Genomic DNA, 25,741 nt, shown 5'->3' with positions numbered 1-25,741 from the left:
TTATCCATTCCTGAAGCTTTCAATAAACTTGGAAGCCAATGATGATAAGTATTTATCCTTAATCCAGACGGCGGCGACCCGTGTGCGTAGTGATTCACTACTGATTTCTTTATAGATCAAATTACTGTTACTCGTTAATTCGAAAGCGGATTTGGGGATGATTCCGATGCCAAGACCAGCGTTTGCCCAGAGCAGTGTTGTCCTAGCATCATCATTCATACAGAAAATCAGCGGATCAAAGCCGTTCTCAAGACATGTTTCCCGGATAAGCTGCTCAAAACGGCGGTAGATAATAAGCGGCTTATCCTTTAGCTCACCGATCTTCATAAAGTTTTCATCCGTTTTCCAGTCATACTCAGGTGTCATTACGGCAATCATAGGTTCAGCTTGTGTGTAAAGACATTCTAAATTTGTACCATTAAAGGGTGTCCTAACAATCCCGACTTCGACAATACCTTTATTCAAGAGGTCAATGATTCTAAAGGTATTTCCTTCATGTATCTCAAACTTTACACCTTTATAGGTTTTGTGAAATTCACATAGCCGATCTTGAAGCAACGTAGCTCCAGAGGAAGAAACTGTACCAATGGCTAGGGTTCCTTTTAAACCTTTGACAAAATCAGTGAGCTCACGGGCAGTGGAATCTGCCAGCTCCAGAATTTGTAGGGCACGGTCCCGCAAAATGGCTCCAGCTTCAGTGAGCTGCACGCTGCGTGGACCTCGTTCCACTAGCTTTACACCTAGTTCTTCCTCCAGGAGCTTTAGCTGCTGGCTCAGCGGAGGCTGGGCCATTTGCAGTTTTTTGGCTGCAGATGTAATCTGTCCTTCCTCAGCTATCGCCATAAAATATTTAAGTTGTCTAATATCCATATAAAAATCCTCCGAACTTGAGATATGCTAATCGTATGGGAGCGATACGAATCCAATATTATTAATATGTGAGTAGATATGCCATAATCATAACTGTTCTTATACATATTTCAAGTGGTTAAATACTTCTTATGTTGGGTGTGGATGAATTTGTTCAAAATTGCAGTATATTTAAAGCCGTACAAAAAAGAAGCGATCATAGGACCGATCTTTAAACTGATGGAAGCGATTCTGGAGCTGATTTTGCCTACCATTGTCGCATTGATCATCAACAACGGGGTTGGCAATCATGACAGCGCCTATGTTTACCGCATGGGTGGCCTAATGGTGCTGATGTCACTGCTTGGCTTCGGCTGCTCCATGGTATGCCAATACTATGCAGCCCGGGCTTCACAGGGATTCGGTACGACACTACGCAATAAGATGTTTAGACATATTACATCTTTGTCGTATGCTGAGCTAGATACCTTAGGTACGCCTACACTGATTAATCGGATTACCAATGACGTAAACCAACTGCAAATTGCTGTGGCTATGCTGATTCGTCTAGTGATTCGTGCTCCGTTTATCTGCATCGGGGCTATCCTAATGTCGATGATTTTGGATTTTAGATTATCGCTGATTCTAATAGCGGCAACACCGGTTTTTGGCATTATTTTATATTTTATTATCACCCGCAGTGCTCCTTTGTACCGAAAATACCAACAGAAGCTGGATGCCCTAGCGCTCGTACTGAGTGAGAATTTGTCGGGGATTCGAGTGATTCGTGCTTTTGCCAAAAGACGTACAGAAAAAGAACGTTTTGATGCCTCATCCGAGGATTTGACTACTACAGCGATCCGGGTTTCACGGATTTCCGCTTTGCTTGGGCCGATGACTACACTTGTAGTAAATGCGGCGATCATAGCTATTTTGTGGGTAGGCGGAATTCATATCGATGGGGGCCGATTGTCTCAAGGGGAGATCATTGCCTTCATCAATTACATCACTCAAATCTTGCTGGCGCTGATAGTGGTCTCTAACTTGGTCATTATTTTTACAAAAGCCTCATCCTCAGCTAATCGTGTAAATGAAGTCTTGGGAGTTAAGGTATCCGTGTCCGAGGAAGGAAATGTTGTGATTGCTGAACCTGATCGTGCTGTCCCTGCTATACAATTCGATCACGTATCCTTTGGGTATAATACGACAGGTGAATCGGCATTAGAGGATATATCTATAGTAATTAATCGCGGAGAGACTGTGGGCCTGATTGGCAGTACGGGTTCAGGTAAGTCTACTTTTGTGAATATGATCCCTCGTTTTTATGATGTGGTGCAAGGTGAAGTGAAAGTGGATGGTGTGGATGTCCGAGATTACAAGCTGCACCAGCTTCGTGAGAAAATAGGGATTGTACCACAAAAAGCTGTGCTGTTTACAGGAACAATCACTGAGAATATACGTTGGGGCAAGGAAGATGCTACTGAGGAAGAAATCATGCAGGCAGCCTCTATTGCTCAAGCGGAGGAGTTTATACGTAAATTACCTGAAGGCTTAAATACGCAAGTATCTCGTGGTGGATTAAATTTATCCGGTGGACAAAAGCAGCGCTTAACCATAGCTCGTGCAGTAGTAGGTAAGCCATCGATTCTTATTCTGGATGACTCCTCCAGTGCGCTGGATTTCTCCACAGATGCGGCACTTCGTAAGGCTCTTAAAGAGAGCAGCCAGGAAATGACCGTGCTCCTTGTCTCGCAGAGGGTAAGCACTGTAAGACAAGCGGATAAAATAATGGTATTTGAGGAAGGGCGGATCGCCGGTGTCGGAACCCATGAGGAGCTGATGCAGGGTTGTGAAGTGTATAAAGAAATCTGCCTGTCCCAGCTATCAAGTGAGGAGTCGGGCCAATGAACAAAAATAACATTTGGAAAAGATTAATTGTATACACAGGGCATTATAAAAAAATAGCTATAGGTGCAGTAGTCTGCGCAATACTCAGTGTGATTGCCAGTCTAATTGGCCCGCTGCTTATCGGCAGCGCCATCGATTTTATGATCGGGCCGGGAGAGGTTGATTTTGACGCCGTATTTAGACTGCTTTTAATTCTGGCAGGGGTGTATATTGTCGGCAGCTTTTTCGGATGGCTTCTTACCTACCTGACTAATCGAATTGCCTACCGGACTGTATATGACTTACGGCGGGAGCTTTTTGATAAATTAAATGTTTTGCCGTTAAAATTTCATGATAACCACCCGCAAGGGGACAGCATCAGCCGGTTTGTTAATGACATGGATGCGGTCTCTGATGGACTGCTGCAAGGTTTCTCAACACTGCTCACGGGGATTATCACCATCGTGGGGGCAATTGCACTCATGTTGTACATTAGTCCTTTAATGACCCTAGTTGTTCTTCTGTCAGCACCCGTTACATTTTTTGTGGCAAGATTCATTACGATGCGCTCCCAGAAGATGTTTAAGGAGCAGGCTAAAATTCTGGGCGGTCTCAACGGATACGTGGAGGAAATGATCGGCGGACAAAAAGTGGTCACTGCTTATCATTATGAAGACCGTGCACTGACCCAGTTTGAGGAACGAAACGAGACTTTGTACCAGACTGGCGTGAAATCACAATTTTACGGTTCCTTGTCCAATCCGACAACACGGTTAGTAAATAATATTACTTTCTCTGTTATCGCGATGATCGGAAGTGTTATGGTGATTCGCGGGCTTGTGACGGTAGGGGATTTGTCCAGCTTTTTGATCTTCTCCAACTTGTTCGCTAAGCCGTTTAATGAAATTACAGGTGTGATTACGCAGCTTCAATCGGCAACAGCATCAGCGCAGCGGATTTTCGCCATTCTAGACCTATCGCCAGAACCAGCGGATGCAACAGACGCCAAAATTATGAATACAAGCCAAGGAACGATTACCTTTGAGAAAGTATCCTTTGCTTATAATCCTGAACGTCCTCTGATTAATGATTTCAGTCTGGAAGTGAAGCCAGGTACCCGGGTTGCGATTGTAGGGCAGACGGGAGCGGGAAAGACGACGCTGGTTAATCTGCTTATGCGTTTTTATGATGTGGATAGGGGTTCCATCAAGATTGACGGCGTGGATATCAAGACGATTACCCGTGACAGTCTGCGGCGTAATTTCGGGATGGTGTTGCAGGACACTTGGCTGTTTGGCGGCACGATTAGAGAAAATATTGCCTACGGCAAACCTGAGGCTACCGAAGAAGAGGTCATCGCTGCTGCTAAGGCTGCAAATGCTCATAGCTTCATTAAACGCCTGCCTGAGGGATATGATACAAAGATCAGTGGCTCAGGAGATAATTTGTCGCAAGGACAAAAGCAGCTGCTAACCATAGCACGAGTGATGCTCGTAGATCCGCCAATGCTCATTTTGGATGAAGCCACCAGTAGTATTGATACACTGACTGAGGTACGGATTCAGAAGGCTTTTCTAAAAATGATCGCTGGCCGGACCAGCTTTGTAATTGCTCACCGTTTGTCGACGATTCGAGAATCGGATCTCATTCTTTTCATGAAGGACGGAGACATTGTGGAGAGTGGTACGCATGACCAGCTCCTAGCCAGCGGTGGATATTACGCCAGATTATATAACAGTCAGTTCGCATCAGCGTAGACTTTGCATTTAGAAAAAGAGCATTCAATCCCGAATTTGGGGATGAATGCTTTTTTTTTGATGAGTGGGTTAGTTTGGCTTAGTTACCTTACCTTACCTTACCTTACCTTACCTTACCTTACCTTACCTTACCTTACCTTACCTTACCTTACCTTACCCTTGCGGACCGTATTGCAGCTAAATGGTGTTTTTGGCGCCTTTTTTGAAAGTAACGGACTGCATAGCACTTATTCGGCTGATTTTGCAGCTAAAAGGAGCGGATATGGCACAATAGCTGCATCTGAGTCCGAACGGAGTGAAAAAGGGCATGAATTTGCGAAATAAGGGCGCCTCGGTCCGATACGTAGCAATGGCAGCCATCATCAAAGGTAGATTGCTTCTGATCTATGTTAAGACCCAAGTAGTTCGCTCATCGGCAGTCTGCTAAGCGTTCCAAAGTTGTTAGCTCACCGTCAACAAAGTCGTCTGCTTAGTGTTCCAATGTAGTTCGCTCATCGTCAGTCTGCTTAACGTTCCAAAGTAGTTAGCCTACGTTCCAAAGTAGTTAGCTTACGTTTCAAACTAGTTATCTCACCGTCCCCAAAGTAGTTTGTTTGCCCTTACGGACTATGTTGCACTCAATCGTATTTTTATCCCACCCGTTAGAGGTGAAAATCTCAAAATAAAATATTTGAAAACGAATGAACTATCTGGACGGGCTAAACGTATTATAAGAAACGTAGATTGAAGACGACGAAGCTACAGTAAATATGGCATATTGAGAGTGTTATGAGATTGGAAGGGGAGTGGCAAGATGTTGACAATCAAACATTTTACCAAGAGCTACAAGGGTGGCAAGAAGGCGGTAAATGATCTGAATTTGGTGGTCGAAAAAGGTGACATCTATGGCTTTATCGGTCATAACGGTGCGGGAAAAACAACGACTATCCGAGCAGTGGTCGGAGTTTTAGATTTTGAGGAGGGGGACATCGAGATTGGTGGGTACTCCATTAAAAAAGATCCTTTAGCCTGCAAAGCGATTACTGCGTATATTCCAGATAATCCGGATTTATACGATCATCTGACGGGCATTCAGTACTTGAATTTTATTGGTGATCTTTTTAGCGTATCGAAAGCGGATCGGGAGTTATTGATAAAGAAATATAGCGATGAATTTGAGATTACCTCTAATCTGGGGGATTTAATCTCCGCGTATTCTCATGGCATGAAACAGAAGCTTGCGATTATCTCCGCGCTTATTCATAAACCGAAGCTGCTGGTTCTGGATGAACCCTTTGTTGGACTTGATCCAAAAGCGGCACACACGCTCAAGAGAATCATGGCGGAAATTTGCAGTCAGGGCAGTGCGATCTTTTTTTCGACGCATGTACTGGATGTGGCCGAGAAGCTCTGCAATAAGATTGCCATTATCAAAGCGGGTGAATTGATCACTCATGGGAAAACAGAAGAGGTGAAGGGTGACAGCAGCCTTGAAGATGTGTTTTTGGAGTTGATTAAACATGATTAATATCTGGAGATTGACGAAAATTCAGCTGATCTCATCCTTTGGGTTAAATAAAGCTTTGCATACACGGGATGTGAAAGTAAGACGAAAAATGCTTTTGCTGAGCATCGGTATCTTAATAGGGATTGTCATGATGGCAGTGGTTTCGTTTGGATATAGCTTCATGATAGCAGAGACCCTTGAACAGATAGGCAGGCCAGAGCTGCTGCTTGCGATTATGATGGCTGTTACTTGCTTGATTGGATTTTTTACAACGATCTATAAGGCGAGTGGGGTATTATTTGGCTCCAAAGATTACGATCTCGTAATGTCGTTGCCTATCAAAACGAGCCATATCGTAGCAAGCCGTGTAGTTCAGCTCTACGTGCTGAATATACTGTTCTCATTGATGGTGATGGTGCCAGCAGGTGTAGTTTATGCTATAAAGGTAAATCCGGCAGTAGTGTATTATCTATTTTTCATGATAACGCTACTATTTATCCCATTAGTGCCGATCATTGCTGCAACGATTATAGGGGCATTGATTAGTTGGATTTCCTCACGTTTTAAAGGAAGTCGTTTAATAAGTCTGATTCTGACTTTTGCCGTAATCATTGTTATTATTTTGGGCTCAGGCCAAATAAATGGGAATGACCCGCAGTTGCTTGCGGATATGAGCACACAAATTGCCGATCAAATCTTCAACTTATATCCTTTGACGGTCATGTATGTAGATGCTGTCTGCTCGTATCAGGTAGCTCCTTTATTATTATTTATAGGGATATCGTTACTTTCTTTTATGTTGTTTACCCTTATTCTCGGCAGCAAATATAAAGCAATACACACAGGTCTTACGACTTCTTACTCAAAGAATAAGTATCAAATGAGGTCACTTGCAGTCTCTTCACCGCTTTACACATTGTATAAAAAAGAGCTGCGCCGCTATTTTAGTTCTTCTATATATGTGCTAAATACGAGTATTGGAATGGTTATGTTACTTGTTTTGGCGATTACCTTACTGTTTGTTAGCTCAGAGCAATTAGGACAAATTATGGAAATACCAGAACTCTCTAACTATCTAAGCAGATTGGCGCCATTATTTGTTTCCCTCTTTGTTGCATTAAGCTGTACGACCTCGAGTTCGATTTCGCTTGAAGGTAACCATATTTGGATTTTAAAAAGCGCCCCCGTTCCGACAAAAACCATATTATTAAGTAAAATCGCAGTGAATCTTACCATTACAGTACCGATTGTGATTGTTAGTAGTGTGCTTCTTATGATTTCTCTGGGCACAGGCTGGATGGAGAGCTTGTTATTGCTAATAATCCCTGTCCTATACGCTTGTCTTACCGCAATGGTAGGTGTGATCGTTAACTTGAAGCTTCCTAAACTGGAGTGGACCAATGAAGTCTCTGTAATTAAACAAAGTGCTTCGGTCTTTGTGGCTATGATTATAGGGTTCATAAGCTTGCTAATTCCATTTGGTTTGAGTTTTCTTTTATCTGATCTAAATGGTAATCTCGTTATGTTAGGCATTGGTGTGGTGATATTAGTGGCCTGTGGAGTGATGTATAGATACATCCAGTCCAAAGGAGAACTTTTATTTCGGTCTCTTTAAAAAAAGGGCATTCCAAAAGCCGAAATCGGCTGCTGGGATGCCCTTTTTTTGTGCCAAGATTTATTTTCGTGAAAAATCCCCTATGTTCTGTTGTCGCTCTTGTTATTCTTTTTGCTCTTCTCGTTCTTGTCGCTCATTAGCTAACTGTTCAATTCCACTCACCATTATTTTTAGACCTGTATAGAACATCTTATCGGAGCCAATTTCATTAAAGATATTGTTTTCGTGCATTCGTTTTATAACATTAGGTCCATCCCCGGATAAGTGCTCAAGCGATTGTTTAAATACCTCTCTAGCATCTCCATTAGGTTCATTTTTCATGGCTAAGTCAATTCGATCCTGCTCATATTTGTCCAATTCGAAAGAGATTACATAGTTTAACACGCAAGCAATTAAGGAGAATTTGTCACTATCACTTAAAGGAAGATGATCCACGATCTGAAGCAAAGTATTCAGTAAAGATAGATAATTAGGTTCAGAAGGCAAGGTTCGCATCATCAGCTGAGCCGAGCAAGGATACTTATGTAAAACCCCGCGGATTCGGTCCACAAAATTAAATAACTGTTCTTGCCAAGTACCTTCGAGATTCGCAGTTTCGAGGGCTTCTTTGGCGATCTCATTAGCCAGTGTCTGGAAAATACTCTGTTTACTCTTAAAATGCCAATAGAGAGAGGCGGCTTGTATATTTAATAGTTCTGCTAATTTACGCATACTAAATGCCTCTATACCGATATCATCCAACAGCTCCCAAGAAGCTTTTATTATATCTTGTTCAGTAATTTGCAGATTTTTGATTCTCATCGAAACGACCTCCTGTTACTGTCTTTCTTTATCATAAGCGAAGATGGATGGCTGGTCTACCATCGTTAGATTAATGGTTAATCTTACACTGTTAGATATTTTTATTTACAAGCAAATAAACGGATGCTATATTAATCTTACACTGTTAGTTTAAGGGTGTGATTTTTTTAAAAAAGGAGGCAGCAGTTAGCAATTTATTAGTAAAAATTAAAAAGGATGTGTATAGACCCATGAGTAATCTACAAGTGAAACAATCCCAACCAGTCACCAAAGAATTTTCTATAAAAGCAATACTTCCCATAATACTGGCACTTATAACAGGAATGCTGCTGGTTATGCTCGACAGTACAATTATGAATGTAGCGATCCCGCAGCTTGAAAAAACCTTTGATGCCAGCCTAAAAACAATACAGTGGGCCATTACGGGTTATACGCTGGCTTTATCCGTAATTATCCCATTGGCCGGTTGGTTCTCGGATAAGTTTACTGCCAAACGTGTTTTTTTAGTTTCGATCGTATTGTTTACCATAGGTTCTTTATTATGCTCAATGGCACAATCCACAACAGAGCTGATAATCTTTCGTATTTTGCAGGGATTAGGCGGAGGGATGATTGCTCCAATTGGTATGGCTATGTCATTCAAAATCGCACCTCCCGATAAAAGAGGTTCAATCATGGGATTGCTTGGACTACCGATGTTAATTGCGCCTGTTCTTGGTCCTGTACTGTCAGGATGGCTGTTGGAATATGCAAGCTGGCACTGGATTTTTCTGATTAATGTTCCCATTGGTATTATTGCAATGATTGTTGGAGTGAAATTTCTTCCGGTAATAGAGAAGGGGAATAAAGCTAAATTGGATATTTGGGGTGTGATTTTATCACCACTCGCTTTCTCCAGCTTGGTATTTGGAGTGCATAGAGGGGGAGTGGACGGCTGGGGGGATCGTATAACGATTATAACTCTTGCGTTCAGCTTCATTGCTTTAGCCTTGTTTATTTTCGTGGAATTGCGCCAAAAAGAACCGTTATTGGAACTTCGCTCTTTTCGATCTCTAGAATTTAGTAAAGGTATGATTTTGACCTGGATTAATCAGTTCGCCTTATTTGGTTCGATTCTGTTAATTCCAATTTTTTTGCAGCAGGTCAGAGGTTTTTCTTCCTTTGAATCGGGACTTTTAGTTATTCCCCAAGCTTTAATATCCTTTGCTGGCATGATTATTGGAGGGAAATTATTTGATAAGTACGGAGCTCGGCCCGTTGTGTTCTCTGGACTTGTGCTGCTGTCCTCCGGACTCTTTCTCTTGTCACGTTTACAAAATGATACAAGTGTATACGTTATGATCAGTTATTTTGCTATTATGGGACTTGGCCAAGGATTAACTACTATGCAGCTCGGTACACATGTGCTTAAGGCCGCTCCGAAGGATTTGATCAGCCGTGTGACCCCGCTTACTGCCTCTGCACAACAAATTGTGGGTTCCTTTGCTGTCGCTATAATGTCGGGGTTATTGACTTCCAATATAGCTGCTCATATGAGTCAAGGGAATCAGAAGCTACCTTCTGCGGCTTTGGTTGCAGGATTCCACGACACGTTCCTAGTTTCATTGGGCTTGGCGCTGTGTGGTGTAGTTCTTAGTCTCTTTTTGCGTAATCCGAAGAACTGATCCTATCGTACTCTACCAATATTTTAGCGATGTTTATGGATTGTATCCTTGGTATAATTCAAAGATTGATAACCAAGGGGGAATCTCTTAGCCCGTGAAAAATATATTTGCTAGATTTACTATAGTAACCCTCGCTGTCGTGCTATCCGCCGGAGTATTTATTCAGCATATATCGGCCGATAACGGGGTTCCTTTTAACGATATAAACACTAGTTATGCAAAAAAAGAAATCATAGATTTATATAACCGGAATATATTAACTGGCACTTCGAATACTAAATTTTCACCTACTCAATCGATTACTAGAGCTGAATTTATTACCGTTCTTGATCGTCTGTTGAAGCTTGATCCAGCGTTGAGTCCGGTATCTCCTTATACCGACGTAGCCAAAAGTGCTTGGTATTACGGCTGGATACAGGCCGCGGTTCAGCTTGAACTGGCAAACGGCACTTCGGCAACTACTTTTGCACCCGCAAAAGCAGTCACCCGGCAGGAAGCGGCTGTGTGGATGAGCAAAGCTCTAAAGCAGACAAACACTGCAGCTACGGCACAAACTAATTTTAAGGATCGGCAACAAATTGCTAGCTGGGCAAGTGCTGCTGTAGCAAAGGTTAATGATCGCGGATTAATGAAGGGCGATAATAGCGGAAATTTTCGACCCGCGGACCCGATAACCAGGCAAGAGACGGCAGTGCTGATGGATCGGGTGCTGCAACATACAAGCTGGGCGGCAGAGCTGGAAAGTGATCCGGACAAACGTATTGTTATAGGTTGGCAGTATGGTCTCACGACGGCACAATTTGAGAATCATGTTCTGCAATCGAACGTCAATACATTATCACCACGGTGGTATTATGTTGGAAAAACAGGGGCAGTAACGGATTCGACAGATGCCTCGCTGGTAACTTGGGCAAAAAAGAATAAAAAGCAAGTCTGGGCGATGGTTGGCAATCGATCGGATCAAAAAGCGACGCATCAGATGCTGTTGAGTACAACCGCAAGGAATACGGCAGTTAATCAGTTAGCTGCTTTAGTGAGTAAATATGGATTAGATGGACTAAATATAGATTTTGAAAATGTAGCGGCCGAAGATCGTGTTTATTTGACTTCGTTTATTTCTTTATTAGCCGAGAAAATGCGTTCGCTCGATGTTATCCTGTCGCTGGATGTATCCCCTGATCTTGGAACGGATTGGACAGAAGCTTTTGACTATGCTGCCCTCGGCAAGCAAGTGAATTATATGGTGATGATGGGTTATGATGAGCATTATGACGGGAGTCAAGTTCCGGGGTCCAATGCCTCGCTTTCTTATGATCAAAAGGCTGTGAATACAATCCTAAAAGTTGTACCTAGTCAAAAAGTTATATTGGCATTGCCCTTATATAATCGGGATTGGACATTGAACCAGAAGGGAACGGTTTTATCCTCTCAATATATTACGCTTCCGGAGCAAAATCAGATTATCAGCAGCTATGCATCGAGACCCGTGTGGAATCCTTCGCTGGCACAATATGTCGCGAACTACTCGAAACAAGCAATAAAACATACGATCTGGATTGAGGATGGGCGTTCATTAATAACTAAATACAACTTAGCGGTTACTAAAAAACTAGCTGGAGTAGCTTATTGGTATATAGGCGGAGAAAGTTCTGATGTATGGTCTAGCTTAAGAAACGCAGAGAAATTTTATGACTATACTTTTTAAAAATATGAAAGACTGGATGCGAATAGCCGCTTAGCTATATTGCTGTCCAGTCTTTTTATTGGGTTACTAAGGGATAACTGGTAGTATTAGATTGATTAAATCAGCCTCGCGTTACGTATTTTTTGAAGTTTTTCACTTTTAGAACTTTAACATTTTGAGCTAGAAGTTTCTTGTCGCTAACGACCCATGTGTGATCTTTGGAGTTTTTTCTACGAATCGCAGCGAAGTTATACTTATTTCCTGCATAGATCTTAAAGCCCTGTGCAGCGCAATCCGCACAAAACTTAACACATTCACCTTTATTCCAATCTGGAAAAGAAATCTGCTGGAAGACATTTCGTTTTACGAGTAGGGTGGCACCCTGAACATTGGTTACATATTTATTTTCCATATGAAGATAACGAAGCAAGAGTAGCTTCTTATCATTTAAATACATATAGTGAGCTCGTTTTCCAACGATATCAGCTTTAGTTTTATGGAGGATGTTCATACTATCCGTTAAATAGTTGGCAGAGTAATAATCGTCGTCATCAAATTTAGCGATACAGCTATAATTCGCTAAGTGCACACCAAAATTCAGACAAAACCCGAGTGAACGATATTCTGGTAGTTTATAGATCCGTACGTTTTTATGTTTTTTTGCAGCATGTATATAGTCTTCTATTTTCAAGCTATCATTATTAATGATCACGATAAGCTCTTTAGATTTGAAATTCTGTCGTTGATAGTTATCAAATATTGTTTTAATACAATCCATTCGTTTTGTACAAGTTAAAATAGACACAGCAGATGAAGTAGATTCAGCAGTTAATTTCATAACGAAATCTTTGGACGGCGTCCAACAAAATTCCTGTAGTTTTTAATATTCCGGATGATCTTATGGTTAGCTATTAACGTACTATCACTGATAATCCATGTATGTTTTGAAGAGTTTTTTCTACGTATGGCAACGAAGTTATTTTTACTCGCAGAATAAACCTTATAACCTTTCCTTTTGCTTCTGCTGCAAAAGAGATCATCCTCACCTACGTTTTTATTAGGAAATTTCACATGATCGAATACTTTTCGTTTGAAGACGAGCGTAGCGCCAGGGAGATGGGTAACCGTCCGGTGTTCATCATTTGCGAAACGAAGAATCAAAGTCTTTGAACCTAGTAAATACATATAGTGAGCCCGTTTTCCGAGGATATCAGCTTTAGTTCTTTTTAAGGTCAGAATACTTTCCGTCAAATAATGAGGGGCATAATAATCGTCGTCATCAAATTTGGCGATGGTATGATATTTGCATTTTGTTACGGCATAGTTTAAGCATGAACCAAGAGATTGCTGTTCAGGCTTACGAAATATCTTAATATTTTTGTGTTTTTTAGCTAAGGTTTGGTAGGGGGATAGTGGAATTTTATTATTATTGATAATAATGATAAGTTCTTTATTGGCATGTTTTTGTCTGCTGTAATTTTGAAATAGGTTGTTTAAATAATTATGGCGATTGGTACAGGTAATAATGGAAATACCTTGTTGGTTCGCCTTGTAGTGAGGTACAGCACTCATTTAACCAACCCCTCATATGCATTTTTGGGAAAAGTCTCATAATACGATATGTCCAAGTTAGGATAGAGTAACGGCATATCAACCTCTTAAAAGCAAAAATGGACTTGTTTAAAAAACACAAAACCCACAGTGATAGCTGTGGGTTTTGTAAGAGAGACACATCATATGAAATGCTTTGGAGGTTTGTTCAGAAATAAGATTCAATGATGGAAACGCCATTCTCGATTCTCGCCTTACTCTGCGTTAAATAATCTTTGGTCCAATCATCTAGGTTAGACATATCAAAACTCCGGTACATCCCCGTATAAACAATAATCTCTCTTAATCGAAGAAAAAGAGGAATTAACTTCAGCTCATTTTCTGAAATCCTGTTCTCTTTAACGTAGCCTTTTAGAAAATGCTCCATAAAACGCTGACATTGAAGCTGCCTGTCCTCCATACTATCATCCCCGTAAACGTAGACTAGATAATACAGTTGAATGGCGATATCTTCTACAAACCAGCTGTACTGAGCTTCATCAAAATCAAACAAAGTCAGCTTACCATTGTCGACCAAAAAGTTGCCTACATTGATATCCCCATGGATGAGACCATAGGTATTTATATCAGCGTCGAGATGCTTTAGCCGATCCATAAGCGCCTTACAGCTTTCTAAAACGACACTCTGGGATGGAGGAATAAACTTCGTTACATTCTGCAGGTAGTAGTTCTGATGCCACGCATGTCTTTTGGACTGTGGTTTATAAGATTTTGCTAATCTGTGCATTTGTCCAGTGATCATGCCACACTGCTCATAGAGGTCTAGATCCTTCAGGCAGTCTGGGTAACCTATTCGTTTCCCTTGTGCTTTTTCAAAGGAAGATACCCTAAAGCATGAATCACCAATCTCTATTTGCTCAACTAGATTACCCAGAAGAGAACCTACGGGTCTTGATACGGAAACGCCATGATCTGCTATGTATAGAATCCATTCAAGTTCAGCCGTTAACAATTCCATACTGCGCAGCGAGTTATGAGTAAATCTTAGAATATATTGATGATTGCTAAGTTGGTATTCATAAACAAAATTTTGAAATCCGCCAATGAACGTTAGCTCATCTATGGGGATACCATATTTCGTACAGGCGGCACTTACAATCTGGTCATTAAATAAGGACTTAATCTTTTGTTCCAAGGGTTCTACTCCGTTCTACATTACAATGATTTTATCGAAATCGTTCTGGAGCTTTCCTGGACTTCAATAAGCAGCGGCCGTTCTTGTGGGTTGAGATTTGGGGCATGAATGGCCAGCATAAGTCTGCCCGTCAAATCACGAAACAACATTCCATGTCCGCCATCTTTGGCATAAAGAGGCTCAGGATCATGTAGCCAAGGTCCACTAATGTCACCGCTGACGGATCGGACTAAACCCATGGCATAACCACTAGCTCCACTGCTAGACCACAACATAAGCAGCTCACCACTGCTAGTCTGATGCATAAAAGGCCCGTCAGTTACGTATTGCCCTTCTTTGCCACCTAACGTCCAAGGAGCTTGTGAAGCCTGGAAAAGCAGCACGGGTTCACCAATACTAGCACTTAAATCCTCCTTTAGCCGAACGCCATACATTTCTCCATCCGTCACTTCAATCCATTCACGACAAAAGATCATCCAAGGTTTGTCTTCTTTTTCTACATATAACGTTCCGTCAAGGCATTCCCAAGAAGCAGGGGTAATTGGATGATTGCTGATAGGGAGATAAGGACCCTCAGGGGTTTCCGCGCTTAATATTTGTGTCCCCCGTGGAACGCCATGTCTTTTAAAAGAAGCGAACATATAATATTTTCCGTTGTAGCGGTGAACCTCTGGTGCCCAGAAATGATGATCAGCCCAAAAATCAGCATCTGGACGAAAGGCAGCAATGGGTCCGGACCATTCCTGAAGATCTGAGCTGATATATACATCGAAGCCGTGAGGTGTGCCACTCCAAGCTGTTAGGCCATCTGTGCCAAATAAATAGTATTGTCCAAGTTCGGGAACAGATAGGATATAGGGATCTCTAAAGTTAATATCAGATAATGTTTTCATTAAGGTGCCCCCAATTTACAAGCTATCATCTGCTTAATTTTACAATATCTTCATTAGGCTTGGAAGCGTTACTTCATTTGCTCGCCTTGTAGCAAACGTATTTTCATTACGCCTGGTGTACAGCCGTAGTTTTTTCGGAAGACACGTATAAAATAATTAGTCTCCATGCCCAGCTGAAGCGCAATATCTTGAACGGGGATCTCCACATCCTCCGTCATTAATTGCAGCGCCCGCTCCAGCCGCAGATTCTGCAAATATTTATGCGGAGTGACCCCATATTCCTGCACGAATAAACGCTGGAAATGCTGCACAGAGTAGCCGACTGCTGCTGCAAGATTGGAGATCAGAAGCGGTTCTGTGTAATGCTCGTTGATCAGCCCGACGGCTGTAGTTAAGGCTTCATTTCGGACCGACTCGAAGGCTAGACGATTACCGGAGCCTTCTGAACTCTTGGCAGGGCGCAGCATTAAGAGCAGTCTATAGAGCGTGATAGACAACTCCTGCATCCACATCTCGTCCTGTCGATTGGGGGCAGGAGAATTCACCGTATGCCAGATTTGGCCGATTTCTTCCCAGCATTGTTCAAAACGATCCGTTCGATAAGGAACAGAAGGGAGCAGTTCAAGCGCTTCCAGCAATCCATGAGCTTGACTGCCTTGAAAGCCGATAAAGCCAACATGCCACGGTTCATGAGAGGTAGGATAATATTCATGACCACGATCTGGCGGGAAGGCAAAAGCCATCCCCGGTTCCAGTATGATTTCTGTACCACTTTCCAGATCACGAAATAACCCGGTTCCGGTCCGGATCAAAAAGATTTGATACACAGGAAATCCTGCTGGGCGCACATGATGGAATTGGATATGACGACCTACAGAGTAGGGGGATAGGGGCAACGTTCCAGAGTCGCGTGGTAATTCAATCAGAGAAAAAGGCAGCAGGTTAATCACCTCATCTTCATTTTGTGCTATCACTTCGAGACTATATTCCTACTGATTGAAATGACTTTTCTTATATTATAAATAGTATAAATGATGATTCCTGTATTAGATAGCATAAGTATCTAGCCTATCATCAGAGAATAGTCCCATTCTATAAATGGGCAGAATTGAGAGGATGATCATACACAATGAATAAAAAACATTCCCCGATAAGCAGTAAAGCTGGAGTCATGCTGCACGGTGCTGATTATAATCCTGAACAATGGCTTAAATATCCGGAAGTATTGCGTGAGGATATCCGGTTAATGAAGCTGGCGGGCTGCAATGTCATGTCCGTAGGCATTTTCTCGTGGGTATCTCTTGAACCTGAAGAGGGTATGTTCACTTTCGAATGGTTGGATGGTGTACTTGATTCTTTTGCGGAGAATGGGATTTACGCTATCTTGGCAACGCCAAGTGGTGCCCGCCCAGCGTGGATGTCGCAAAAATATCCAGAAGTCTTAAGAGTGGAGCGTAACCGTGTTCACAATTTGCATGGTTTCCGTCATAACCATTGCTTTACCTCACCAGTGTACCGTGAGAAAACTGCAATTCTGAACGCAAAGCTAGCGGAACGGTACAGCCAGCATCCAGCCATTATCGGTTGGCATATTTCGAATGAGTTCGGTGGGGAGTGTCACTGCGAGCTCTGCCAGGATGCTTTTAGAGAATGGCTGAAGGTGAAATATAATAACAGTTTGGATGAGGTGAATCATGCTTGGTGGGCTACTTTTTGGAGTCATACCTACACTTCATGGTCACAGATTGAATCCCCAGCTCCACATGGTGAGACACAAGTACACGGCTTGAATCTTGACTGGCGGCGTTTTGTTAGTGAACGGACGATTGATTTCTGCCAGCACGAGATCAATACGGTTCGTCCTTACAATCCAGAGCTGCCTATCACGACGAATATGCATATGATCGATGGCATTGATTACCGCGAGCTGGCCAAAATCCTGGATGTGGTCTCATGGGACGCTTATCCAGACTGGCATTATACCGAAGATGGTGACGATACTAGATTGGCTGCATGGACGGCGATGCACTACGACTTAATGCGTTCATTTAAAAAGAAACCGTTCCTGCTGATGGAAAGCACGCCATCCCTTACGAACTGGCAATCGGTCAGTAAGCTGAAACGTCCAGGTATGCACAAGCTGTCTTCCTTGCAAGCGGTAGCGCATGGTTCGGATTCTGTGCAGTATTTCCAATGGCGCAAAAGCCGCGGATCAAGTGAGAAGTTCCACGGGGCAGTTGTAGACCACAGTGGCCACTCCGAGACTCGAGTATTCCAAGATGTAGCGGAAGTAGGGAAGACGCTGGCGGGAATGACGGAAGTAGTGGGTACGTCCACTCCGGCGCAGACGGCGATTATTTTCGATTGGGACAACCGCTGGGCGATAAAGGATGCGCAAGGCATCCGTAATTCCGGATTACATTATGAGGAGACGGTGCTACAGCATTATCGTGCACTTTGGGAGCTGGGCATTCCAGTTGATATTATAGGCTCTGGAGATGATCTGTCTGCTTACAAGCTGATTGTTGCCCCTATGTTATATCTGATTAGTGAAGAGAATGGAAAGCGTATCGAGAAATATGTGGAGCAAGGCGGCACATTTCTCGCAACCTATTGGTCAGGAGTAGTTAACGAAACGGATTTATGTCATCTGGGAGGATTCCCTGGTCCACTGCGCAGAACACTGGGGATTTGGGCAGAGGAGACTGAAGGGCTGCACAGCCGTGATCTGAACGGGTTAGTGATGGAGGCAGGTAATAAACTTAAGCTAAGCGGTGACTACGATGCGCATGAGATTGCCGAACTGATTCATTTGGAAGGTGCAGAGGCTTTGGGGCATTATCGCAACGATTTCTATGCGGGCCGTCCAGCGCTTACAGTCAATCGTTTTGGTGAAGGAAATGCGTACCATCTTGCTACCCGTGTGAAAGACGCTTCGTTCTATGTTGAGCTATACGCAGCGATCACATCTAAGGCAGGAATTACCCGTGCGATGGAGCGTGAGCTCCCAGCAGGGGTGACTGCACAACTTCGCACAGATGGCGAAAGTGATTATGTTTTTGTGCAAAATTTCAGCGGCAGTCCGCAAACGGTAGAGCTGGATGGAGCGGAATACACAGACTTGGAAACAGGTCTTTCAGCTCCGGCCCTATTGAATCTAGCGGTGAATGGACTTGCGATGTTGAAGCGTAAAGCATTAGTATAATAAAAAGGCAGGACCTGAGTTTCAGGTTCTGCCTTTTTTTTGAATAAAATCAGTTCTTAACTCTTCCCATCATAATGGTGTTATACAATTTACCGTCCGATAGAAGTTTATCTTTCTTTAAAATCCCTTCGATTTCAAAGCCAAGCTTTTGATATAGCTTAATAGCGTTGGTGTTCGTTTCCAGCACATTTAGGGTGATCTTTTGAATACCGTTAGTGTCAGCCCAGGGAATCGATTCGGCGAGAAGATTTTTTCCAATACCATATCCCCAATAATCCTGCAGCACACATACTCCAAATTCTACTTTATGAGCAAATCTTTTTAAGGAATAACCTTCGCATCTGGAGAACGCAACGATTTGTTTATCAACTACTGCGACTAGAAAAAGGTTATTATTTTTCTCTGAATCGGCTTGAATAAGCTGTTCAAACCCTTTTTCATCAATAAAGGCTTCGCCTGGTTCCCGATCTAAATTCTCGGTTTCTCCATCGATCCGCACTCTTAATTCAGATAATACTTTAGCATCATGAGAGGCTGCAGATCTAATCGTGTATTGGATTCCATTCACTGTAAATGTTTGAGGATTAATGATCATATGTCCTCTGTGACGATGGGTGATGTTAGAATTATCGCTTCGATGCCCTCAATGATCCGAGTGAAATAAGCTGCTTCATGAGGCACAAAATGAGTTCGATCCACACTTTGTTGAATGTTGATTTTTTGCCCGTTTGAATCCACTTTGAAACCATCGATTTGTAGACTATGTATTTCTCCCTGCCAAAAGCTTCGGAAGTCGGCAAACTTTGTGATAACTATTCCTGCAACCTCTTCTTCTTGCAGCTTAAAATCATCCAGAGGATAAGGATTGTTATAAACAAAAACATGCGCCCGTTCTTTATCGATAAGATTTTCTTTGATCATACAGTAAGGAATTGTACCTAAGGGAATCAGCTCATCAAAAGCTAGCTCCAAACCGAGTTCTTCTTGAACCTCGCGAATCCCGTCCTCTACCGTTTCTTGTGTCAGCAAATGTCCAGCGGCCGTGATGTCCAGTAATCCTGCATAATCTTGTTTCTGCTCACTACGAAGCTGTAAATAAATATAGGGGATATCTTGGGTTTTGCTTATAAACCAGCAGTGGAAGGTCTCGTGCCAATGCCCTAACCGATGTACTTCTGCCCGTGGAGCTGTGCCGATTTGGTGACCCGCTTCATCAAATATAGTAAGTATCTCATTATGCATAGAAAAGCTCCTTTGTGAAAATATCTACTGCTTAAAGCCTATCATAAAAACGATCGAATTGCTTAATGTGCCTAAGTGATTTTTATTGACATCGTTAAGAAATATATGTATATTTTTGGATGTTAATCAAAGGAGGAGTTAAATGAATTTAGTAGCCATGAAGCAGGAAGACTTGGACACTTTAAGTGATGAAAGGTTAGGATGGGCCTGTATGGAGCCTACCTTTCAGCTGATTCGCGGAAAATCGCCTTCGACCAAATCAGAAGTGATCTCGAAGCTCACAGAGGGGCAACAAGCATTATGTATGTTCAGAGTGCTATATGGTCACAGCTGTAATTCCGAAGGGGAGTATTATGCTTGGATTTCCTACATGCAAGACCTGCCAGGGTATTGGACAGGGGTGATAGGAGGCATACGATTTTTTGACGATTCACCCATGATTCTTTTGCTTCAGGAAACAAAGACATTTCTCGAGGAAAGAAATCATCGCCTGGGTAAAGAGTGGGCAGATGCGGCCATCACGGATTTGGATCGAGACCCTCAGCTGTTAGAAGTAATTAGTGAGTTATTCGAACGTTATAAGAACCTGACACCAAATACGCATAGAATTATCGGCAATTATATTCGCACTCATCCAGAGGAGTTTGTAGAAATAGGGTGTTCATAATTATGAATATGAAGAAAAGTTATGTATTTCTCGTACTCATTTTTTTATTAATCGAAATCCCAGTAATCATTAATCTCTACCATAGTTATAATTCATTTGAGAATTTAGTGCTGGATCAAATCGACGAAACAGAAATCACCTCTATCGAGATTGAGAAATCTTTAGTAGATGAAAAGGTAGTTATTGAAGATCCGAAGGAAATTGAAAAGATCATTTATGCTTTTTCAGATGTAAAATTGAGAAGAAGTAGTGCTTTGGACAAATCTACGGAGACTTACTGGATAAGTATTATTGTGAATAACAGCTTGAGGTTTGGCATGAATCTTACGGATACTAACTTCCTGTATGTGACGGATCTTGATAAGAAGGACAAATACAGTTCAGGAAACTTTAGAATGACTAGTGATTTTGATGTGAATTCCATTGCAAGCTTATTTAAATGATGCACAACGATCCACAACCACGGATACTGAGATTTTCGGACCCAGATGCCCCTATTTGCGAATTTATCGTCTTTTGAGCAGATTTTCGGACTCCAGCGTCGCTATTGCTCATGAAAGAGCTTATAATTGGTGTTTTTTGCGCCAATAGCGGCTATGAGGTCCGATAGCTATCCAAATAGCGGATAAAACGGTGTATAAGGTCAGCTGAGTCCTTTAGGTGTTGCGTATGTAGATCGGTCAGCTGAGTCCGATAGTGTTTCATATCCACATAAAAATGGGAGCCCCTATGGGACACCCATTTTTGTATGGATTATCTAGCCATCCATCCGCCATCCACATTAAGAACGTGACCGTTCAGGTAGTCAGATGCTGCGGAAGCCAGGAATACGGCAGGACCTTTAACATCATCAGGCGTTCCCCAACGTGCTGCAGGGATACGGTCTAAGATAGAGTCCGAACGACTTTGGTCAGCACGGATTGGAGCGGTATTTTCAGTAGCCATATAGCCTGGTGCGATGGCATTGATGTTCAGGCCGGAGCCTGCCCATTCATTGGCAAAAGCTTTAGTAAGACCAGCAACCCCGTGTTTACTCGCAGTGTAACCAGGGACATTGATTCCGCCTTGATAGGAGAGCATGGAGGCGATGTTAATGATTTTACCGGATCCTCTTTCCAGGAAGTGGCGGCCTGCGATTTGCGACAGAAGGAACACTGTGTTCAGGTTCAAATTGATTACATCAAACCAGTCTTTTTCACTATGATCTTTAGCCGGTGCACGGCGGATCATCCCTGCGCAGTTTACGAGAATGTCAACATGTCCGGTCAGCTCTAGTGCTTGGTCAAAAGTGCTTTGCAGCTTGCTGTGATCACTTAAGTCAGATTCGATACTAACTGCTTTTACTCCAAAAGCTTTTGCTGCATTTACAGTTTCTTCACTCGAATTAAGGGAGACAGACGCAACGTCTGCACCGGCTTCTGCAAATGCAAGCGCGATTCCTTGTCCAAGACCTTGAGCTGCGCCTGTTACAATAGCTGTTTTACCTGCCAAGCTGAATAATGATGACATATAAATTACGCCCCTTTATTGTAAATGGATTGTTATTCCGGGTTTTTACCCGCATTCAATTGTAACGCCTGCACTGCGGAACTGTTCTGCCGTTTCGGGGGAGAGCCCGTTGTCCGTCAGGATCACGTCAACTTCTTGTAGGGAAGCGAAGGTACGCAGTGCAGTATGGCCGAATTTATGATGATCTACAACCGCGAATACCTTACGGGCTGTAGATACAAGGGCTTGCTTGAACTCAATTAAATCTCCGGTATAAATGGAGAGCCCATGCTCTATATGAATAGCAGTCGATGAAAGGAACGCTTTTTGAATATTAAGCTTTTGTACATAGGAGACGGCTTCAGGACCAGCCAACATATTACGGACACGATAACCACCGGGAACGACCAGACGGATGTTATCTTTGGGAACCAGTTCGCTGATGATGTATACATCATTGGTGACTACCGTTAGTGGCATATTGTCCAGACGCCGAGCAATTTCAAGCGTAGTGCTACCGCCGTCAAGAGCGATAATATCGTCCGGTTCAATATGAGCAAGCGCACGCAAGGCAATCTCCGTCTTCTCGTCAGAGTATTTATCCAGCGGGTCCTTGGAGGGCAAAATACCAAACTGGTCGCTTTGTGCCAGCACAGCTCCGCCATGTACACGTACGATCAGTCCTTGTTCCTCCAGCCTGCTTAAATCCTCGCGTATTGTTTTTCCAGTAACCTGAAGCTTATCGCTCAGTTCATTCACCGTTACATCTTTTTGGTTCAGCATAACTTCCATAATCATCTCGTGTCGTCGTATCGGGTTCATCCGCCTGCCTCATCTTTCCGTAATTGATTTATCTCTATTGTAATTCTTTCATGGATACGGGGTCCATATCATCATATCTTTTATTATCGCCAGCCATACTCCAGATAAAAGTATAGTTATGAGTGCCGACACCACTGTGGATGGACCAGCTTGGAGAAATAACCGCTTGTTCGTTATGCATTACGATATGGCGGGTTTCGTCAGGTTCTCCCATCAGGTGGAACACAACGGAATCGTCCGGAAGATCAAAATAGAAATAAGCTTCCATCCGGCGTGGATGGGTATGTGCTGGCATTGTGTTCCACATGCTGCCTGGTTTCAGTTGGGTCATACCCATAACCAGTTGGGCACTTTGCACCCCATTTGTGTGAATGAAGCGGTGGATTGTCCGTTCGTTAGAGTTCTCCAGACCACCCATTGCACCGGATTCAGAATCGGCCAGTGTGGTTTTGGTAGTAGGGTAGGACTGATGGGCAGGAGCAGAATTCAAATAGAATTTAGCAGGCTTGGAAGCGTCTGCACTTTTGAAGACTACATCTTTAGAGCCTTGACCTACATAAAGACATTCTTTGAAATCTACTTCATATTCTGTGCCATCTACAACCACGGAGCCTTTACCACCCACATTAATGATGCCCAGTTCACGGCGTTCCAAGAAATAAGTAACCCCAAGTTCTTTAAGGTCAGTAGTAAGCGCAACCTCTTCTTTTACAGGATTAGCTCCACCAACGATCATACGGTCTTCATGGGTTAGGACAAGCTTTAGCTCATCAGGAGCAAAAATAACGGGAATGTGGAATTCCTTACGGAGGCGCTCAGTGTCAAATTGTTTTACTTCATTAGGATGGGATGCGAAACGTCTTTCCATTGAATGTTCAATCTCCTTTGTGTACATATTATCGTTCGTATAGGTACACTTTAGTATATTTATGTTCATTTTACAAGTGCTAATCTTTTTTATTTCGTTTATTTATGTTTATTTATTGGTTTTTCCAATTGCAAAATGAACGGAAAGTGTGCACAATAGAGCTATTATGCTCGATTTTCATGAATGCCTGAAGAGGATATAAAACTGAAATGATGGAGGTTGAAAAGTAATGCCGGGGTTGAAAAATATCCAGAGTACTTATAAGGAACGTCAGCAAGAAATTATTTTTAAAATAGCACTGGAAGCGGAGCAACGCCCTTTATTGGAAAGTGGACTCTGGTTCCATGATGATGTGCGAAATAACTTTTATTATGCTTCGTATCTTTTTGCAGCGGCTGTTGATGATTCTTTTGAGTTGCCTTTTGATCGTGAGCAAGCGAAACAGAAAGCACAGGATGTGTTGCTGGAGATCTTAATGCTTCAGAACCGACAGCCCGGCACGGAGTTATACGGTCATTGGCCGCTCGGTTTGAATCCGGTTCCACGAGATGCGTCACCACATGAGTTACCAGTGGAGCTTATGGGCAACCTGCTGGCGTATTTTTGCAAAAGATACGGAGGAGCATTAAATGCTCAACTTCGCATAGTTCTGAATACAGCGTTTGGACATATTTATCGCAGTGATTTCTACCGTAAGCCGGTGGTTACTTTTGGGCATCATGAAGCTAAATATACAGCTGCTAAGCTGATTTTTGGCACCATGTTTGCGGATGAAATATTGCTTGAGGATGGCCGGCAGAGTCTGAAGGATACGCTGGCATATATTCGAACTAAAGGGATGCCTGAATACGGCAGTCTTCCGTGGTTTTGGCATTGGGTGCAGGCATTCACCTGTGCCTTGGAACTTGTCCCGCCTGAGGATACGGAGCTTACTACGAGCCTTAAAGAAATGCTTGACCATTTATGGAATGTACGAGCTGAATTCTATCTGCGTGGCGCTTGGGTTGGAGCGCATTCTAGAGGTTGGCCGCATGATGTTCCCGGCGATGCTAATGTGCTTCATGATTATGTTCAGTTTGGAGATTTCCAGCTGCCTGAGATGATGCCACGCACGGAGTATGCCGGTTTATTATTCTATCAAGCATCCGATGAAATATTAGCCGCAGCCATGAATCGCCAGACACCAATGGAAGTAAGGAAGATTACTCAGAAGGTTGTCCCAACGGATCCACAGCCGCAGCCTTTGCTTCATTCCTATGCTTATATTACAGCGGAGTTTGCAGCAGGTGGGATGTGGGAGCGGGTTGAGGAATTCGATAATGAGCAGCTTCGCTGGGCTTTTTCGTTACCTGTGAGTGGAGAGGGAGGCGCAAATCAGCTATATTTCTTCCACCCGGGACAAGGCTACAATGAGGGAGATCCCCGCCATCAAAGCCGTTATATGGAGGTTCTCTATCACAAGAATGTCATTATTTCTTTATTCCCAATCCCCCAGGGTGAAAAGAATACGATCATTGGTGTACTTCCCCAAGGGGAATGGAAACAAGAGCCTAACACATTGTACGGGCAGGTTGGTGAGACGTATTTTGTTATTTATTTATCTCACCCCTATCAGCTGCAGGAACGGTCCGGATTCATAGAGGTATCCGTCGCAGGGATGCCGGGCGGTGTAATCGTTGAAGCATTGGGCATTAAGAAAGCTGCCGAATGTGGTATTATTGGTTTAGAGGCTTTTGCCGCAGCTATGGCTCATAAAGAAAGGAATTTTGAAGTGGGAGAGGTATTAGTAGCGAATTATACCAACATGGATGGTGAAAGCTTAGTTTTGAGTATTAGCAGGGAGTCAGAATTACCGCAAGCTCAGCTTAATGGAATCCAGATCTCATTAGATCATTATTCAGTATAAAAAATACACAATTGCTGTGATAAATAGTAATCGGAGTCGGCCTTTTTTGGCCGGCTTCTTTAATAAGGAGGTACATGAAAGGATGTGATGCCCCATTGTACAGCCCGCAATAGATACCTAAGTATCCGTAAACGTGATTTTGTCCAAAATACTTATAATTG

Annotated in this window: 22 protein-coding genes; 10 read left to right on the top strand and 12 right to left on the bottom strand. The window is 42.8% G+C overall.

The window, feature by feature from the left end:
• On the bottom strand, positions 1-870 hold the full coding sequence (locus MKZ09_RS20800) for a LysR family transcriptional regulator (RefSeq protein ID WP_076201751.1): 870 nt from the start codon (positions 868-870) through the stop codon (positions 1-3).
• A 150-nt stretch (positions 871-1,020) separates the two neighbouring features.
• On the opposite strand from MKZ09_RS20800, the gene MKZ09_RS20795 reads away from it, so the two are divergent.
• From MKZ09_RS20795 to MKZ09_RS20780, 4 genes are all read left to right on the top strand, one after another.
• Positions 1,021-2,757: an ABC transporter ATP-binding protein gene (locus tag MKZ09_RS20795; protein ID WP_076201753.1), complete on the top strand. Its 1,737-nt coding sequence runs from the start codon at positions 1,021-1,023 to the stop codon at positions 2,755-2,757.
• Positions 2,754-4,493 carry an ABC transporter ATP-binding protein gene (locus tag MKZ09_RS20790; protein WP_076201755.1) on the top strand — a complete coding sequence of 580 codons (1,740 nt, stop codon included), beginning with the start codon at positions 2,754-2,756 and terminating at the stop codon, positions 4,491-4,493. The genes MKZ09_RS20795 and MKZ09_RS20790 overlap by 4 nt, the downstream gene beginning before the upstream one ends.
• 793 nt (positions 4,494-5,286) lie before the next feature.
• Positions 5,287-6,000, top strand: coding sequence for an ABC transporter ATP-binding protein (locus tag MKZ09_RS20785; RefSeq protein ID WP_036688363.1), 714 nt, complete (start codon positions 5,287-5,289; stop codon positions 5,998-6,000).
• Positions 5,993-7,594: a hypothetical protein gene (locus tag MKZ09_RS20780; RefSeq protein ID WP_076201757.1), complete on the top strand. Its 1,602-nt coding sequence runs from the start codon at positions 5,993-5,995 to the stop codon at positions 7,592-7,594. Before MKZ09_RS20785 ends, MKZ09_RS20780 begins: the two co-directional genes overlap by 8 nt.
• Before the next feature lie 102 nt (positions 7,595-7,696).
• On the opposite strand, the gene MKZ09_RS20775 is transcribed toward MKZ09_RS20780, so the two are convergent.
• The gene (locus MKZ09_RS20775) at positions 7,697-8,395 is read right to left on the bottom strand and encodes a TetR/AcrR family transcriptional regulator (RefSeq protein WP_076136456.1); all 699 of its coding nucleotides are present in this window, start codon (positions 8,393-8,395) and stop codon (positions 7,697-7,699) included.
• A gap of 230 nt (positions 8,396-8,625) precedes the next feature.
• On the opposite strand from MKZ09_RS20775, the gene MKZ09_RS20770 reads away from it, so the two are divergent.
• Positions 8,626-10,059: an MDR family MFS transporter gene (locus MKZ09_RS20770; protein WP_076136457.1), complete on the top strand. Its 1,434-nt coding sequence runs from the start codon at positions 8,626-8,628 to the stop codon at positions 10,057-10,059.
• A 94-nt stretch (positions 10,060-10,153) separates the two neighbouring features.
• Positions 10,154-11,764, top strand: a complete 1,611-nt coding sequence (locus MKZ09_RS20765) for an S-layer homology domain-containing protein (protein WP_081394163.1) — start codon at positions 10,154-10,156, stop codon at positions 11,762-11,764.
• 100 nt (positions 11,765-11,864) lie between these two features.
• On the opposite strand, the gene MKZ09_RS20760 is transcribed toward MKZ09_RS20765, so the two are convergent.
• The 5 genes from MKZ09_RS20760 to MKZ09_RS20740 form a co-directional block, all read right to left on the bottom strand.
• Positions 11,865-12,581, bottom strand: coding sequence for a glycosyltransferase family 2 protein (locus MKZ09_RS20760; RefSeq protein WP_076201759.1), 717 nt, complete (start codon positions 12,579-12,581; stop codon positions 11,865-11,867).
• Positions 12,578-13,315 carry a glycosyltransferase gene (locus tag MKZ09_RS20755; RefSeq protein WP_076201761.1) on the bottom strand — a complete coding sequence of 246 codons (738 nt, stop codon included), beginning with the start codon at positions 13,313-13,315 and terminating at the stop codon, positions 12,578-12,580. The genes MKZ09_RS20760 and MKZ09_RS20755 overlap by 4 nt, the downstream gene beginning before the upstream one ends.
• Positions 13,316-13,502: 187 nt before the next feature.
• Positions 13,503-14,489, bottom strand: coding sequence for a phosphotransferase enzyme family protein (locus tag MKZ09_RS20750; RefSeq protein WP_076201763.1), 987 nt, complete (start codon positions 14,487-14,489; stop codon positions 13,503-13,505).
• A gap of 20 nt (positions 14,490-14,509) precedes the next feature.
• A complete protein-coding gene (locus tag MKZ09_RS20745) occupies positions 14,510-15,382 on the bottom strand; it encodes a glycoside hydrolase family 43 protein (protein ID WP_076201765.1) in 873 nt (290 codons plus the stop codon).
• 68 nt (positions 15,383-15,450) lie between these two features.
• Positions 15,451-16,356, bottom strand: coding sequence for a helix-turn-helix transcriptional regulator (locus MKZ09_RS20740; RefSeq protein WP_232061395.1), 906 nt, complete (start codon positions 16,354-16,356; stop codon positions 15,451-15,453).
• Between the two features lie 155 nt (positions 16,357-16,511).
• On the opposite strand from MKZ09_RS20740, the gene MKZ09_RS20735 reads away from it, so the two are divergent.
• Positions 16,512-18,587: a beta-galactosidase gene (locus MKZ09_RS20735; protein WP_076201767.1), complete on the top strand. Its 2,076-nt coding sequence runs from the start codon at positions 16,512-16,514 to the stop codon at positions 18,585-18,587.
• A 49-nt stretch (positions 18,588-18,636) separates the two neighbouring features.
• On the opposite strand, the gene MKZ09_RS20730 is transcribed toward MKZ09_RS20735, so the two are convergent.
• Together MKZ09_RS20730 and MKZ09_RS20725 are read right to left on the bottom strand one after the other, a co-directional pair.
• On the bottom strand, positions 18,637-19,182 hold the full coding sequence (locus MKZ09_RS20730) for a GNAT family N-acetyltransferase (RefSeq protein WP_076201769.1): 546 nt from the start codon (positions 19,180-19,182) through the stop codon (positions 18,637-18,639).
• Positions 19,179-19,829: an NUDIX hydrolase gene (locus MKZ09_RS20725; RefSeq protein ID WP_076201771.1), complete on the bottom strand. Its 651-nt coding sequence runs from the start codon at positions 19,827-19,829 to the stop codon at positions 19,179-19,181. The genes MKZ09_RS20730 and MKZ09_RS20725 overlap by 4 nt, the downstream gene beginning before the upstream one ends.
• A 142-nt stretch (positions 19,830-19,971) precedes the next feature.
• Between MKZ09_RS20725 and MKZ09_RS20720 the strand changes: the two genes are divergently transcribed.
• Both MKZ09_RS20720 and MKZ09_RS20715 read left to right on the top strand, forming a co-directional pair.
• A complete protein-coding gene (locus MKZ09_RS20720) occupies positions 19,972-20,496 on the top strand; it encodes a hypothetical protein (protein WP_076201773.1) in 525 nt (174 codons plus the stop codon).
• A gap of 2 nt (positions 20,497-20,498) precedes the next feature.
• Positions 20,499-20,939 carry a hypothetical protein gene (locus tag MKZ09_RS20715; RefSeq protein ID WP_076138539.1) on the top strand — a complete coding sequence of 147 codons (441 nt, stop codon included), beginning with the start codon at positions 20,499-20,501 and terminating at the stop codon, positions 20,937-20,939.
• A 310-nt stretch (positions 20,940-21,249) separates the two neighbouring features.
• Here the strand turns inward: MKZ09_RS20715 and kduD are convergent, their stop codons facing one another.
• The 3 genes from kduD to kduI are packed head-to-tail and all read right to left on the bottom strand — an operon-like array spanning position 21,250 to position 23,674.
• On the bottom strand, positions 21,250-22,005 hold the full coding sequence (gene kduD / locus MKZ09_RS20710) for a 2-dehydro-3-deoxy-D-gluconate 5-dehydrogenase KduD (protein WP_036688326.1): 756 nt from the start codon (positions 22,003-22,005) through the stop codon (positions 21,250-21,252).
• Between the two features lie 45 nt (positions 22,006-22,050).
• On the bottom strand, positions 22,051-22,806 hold the full coding sequence (locus tag MKZ09_RS20705) for a DeoR/GlpR family DNA-binding transcription regulator (RefSeq protein ID WP_036688324.1): 756 nt from the start codon (positions 22,804-22,806) through the stop codon (positions 22,051-22,053).
• A gap of 34 nt (positions 22,807-22,840) precedes the next feature.
• Positions 22,841-23,674 (bottom strand): 5-dehydro-4-deoxy-D-glucuronate isomerase, encoded by an 834-nt coding sequence (gene kduI / locus MKZ09_RS20700; protein WP_036688322.1) that lies wholly within the window; start codon positions 23,672-23,674, stop codon positions 22,841-22,843.
• A 229-nt stretch (positions 23,675-23,903) separates the two neighbouring features.
• Here kduI and MKZ09_RS20695 point away from each other — a divergent pair, with 229 nt between their 5' ends.
• Positions 23,904-25,580, top strand: a complete 1,677-nt coding sequence (locus MKZ09_RS20695) for a hypothetical protein (RefSeq protein WP_076201775.1) — start codon at positions 23,904-23,906, stop codon at positions 25,578-25,580.
• Positions 25,581-25,741 lie beyond the last annotated feature (161 nt).

It is taken from the genome of Paenibacillus sp. FSL R5-0908 (assembly GCF_038006245.1).
In the GTDB taxonomy this organism is placed as follows: domain Bacteria; phylum Bacillota; class Bacilli; order Paenibacillales; family Paenibacillaceae; genus Paenibacillus_AQ; species Paenibacillus_AQ odorifer.
Note: the sequence above shows the minus strand (reverse complement) of the source record. Positions and strands in the feature narration are given on the sequence as shown.

What these genes read in the sequence shown, in the direction of transcription:
- kduI (WP_036688322.1), bottom strand. Translation starts at nt 23,674, where the DNA reads ATGGAAAGACGTTTCGCATCCCATCCTAATGAAGTAAAACAATTTGAC.
- MKZ09_RS20705 (WP_036688324.1), bottom strand. Translation starts at nt 22,806, where the DNA reads ATGAACCCGATACGACGACACGAGATGATTATGGAAGTTATGCTGAAC.
- MKZ09_RS20695 (WP_076201775.1), top strand. Translation starts at nt 23,904, where the DNA reads ATGCCGGGGTTGAAAAATATCCAGAGTACTTATAAGGAACGTCAGCAA.
- MKZ09_RS20725 (WP_076201771.1), bottom strand. Translation starts at nt 19,829, where the DNA reads ATGCATAATGAGATACTTACTATATTTGATGAAGCGGGTCACCAAATC.
- MKZ09_RS20735 (WP_076201767.1), top strand. Translation starts at nt 16,512, where the DNA reads ATGAATAAAAAACATTCCCCGATAAGCAGTAAAGCTGGAGTCATGCTG.
- MKZ09_RS20785 (WP_036688363.1), top strand. Translation starts at nt 5,287, where the DNA reads ATGTTGACAATCAAACATTTTACCAAGAGCTACAAGGGTGGCAAGAAG.
- MKZ09_RS20760 (WP_076201759.1), bottom strand. Translation starts at nt 12,581, where the DNA reads ATGAAATTAACTGCTGAATCTACTTCATCTGCTGTGTCTATTTTAACT.
- MKZ09_RS20755 (WP_076201761.1), bottom strand. Translation starts at nt 13,315, where the DNA reads ATGAGTGCTGTACCTCACTACAAGGCGAACCAACAAGGTATTTCCATT.
- MKZ09_RS20730 (WP_076201769.1), bottom strand. Translation starts at nt 19,182, where the DNA reads ATGATCATTAATCCTCAAACATTTACAGTGAATGGAATCCAATACACG.
- MKZ09_RS20720 (WP_076201773.1), top strand. Translation starts at nt 19,972, where the DNA reads ATGAATTTAGTAGCCATGAAGCAGGAAGACTTGGACACTTTAAGTGAT.
- MKZ09_RS20780 (WP_076201757.1), top strand. Translation starts at nt 5,993, where the DNA reads ATGATTAATATCTGGAGATTGACGAAAATTCAGCTGATCTCATCCTTT.
- MKZ09_RS20770 (WP_076136457.1), top strand. Translation starts at nt 8,626, where the DNA reads ATGAGTAATCTACAAGTGAAACAATCCCAACCAGTCACCAAAGAATTT.
- MKZ09_RS20775 (WP_076136456.1), bottom strand. Translation starts at nt 8,395, where the DNA reads ATGAGAATCAAAAATCTGCAAATTACTGAACAAGATATAATAAAAGCT.
- MKZ09_RS20800 (WP_076201751.1), bottom strand. Translation starts at nt 870, where the DNA reads ATGGATATTAGACAACTTAAATATTTTATGGCGATAGCTGAGGAAGGA.
- kduD (WP_036688326.1), bottom strand. Translation starts at nt 22,005, where the DNA reads ATGTCATCATTATTCAGCTTGGCAGGTAAAACAGCTATTGTAACAGGC.
- MKZ09_RS20790 (WP_076201755.1), top strand. Translation starts at nt 2,754, where the DNA reads ATGAACAAAAATAACATTTGGAAAAGATTAATTGTATACACAGGGCAT.
- MKZ09_RS20745 (WP_076201765.1), bottom strand. Translation starts at nt 15,382, where the DNA reads ATGAAAACATTATCTGATATTAACTTTAGAGATCCCTATATCCTATCT.
- MKZ09_RS20715 (WP_076138539.1), top strand. Translation starts at nt 20,499, where the DNA reads ATGAATATGAAGAAAAGTTATGTATTTCTCGTACTCATTTTTTTATTA.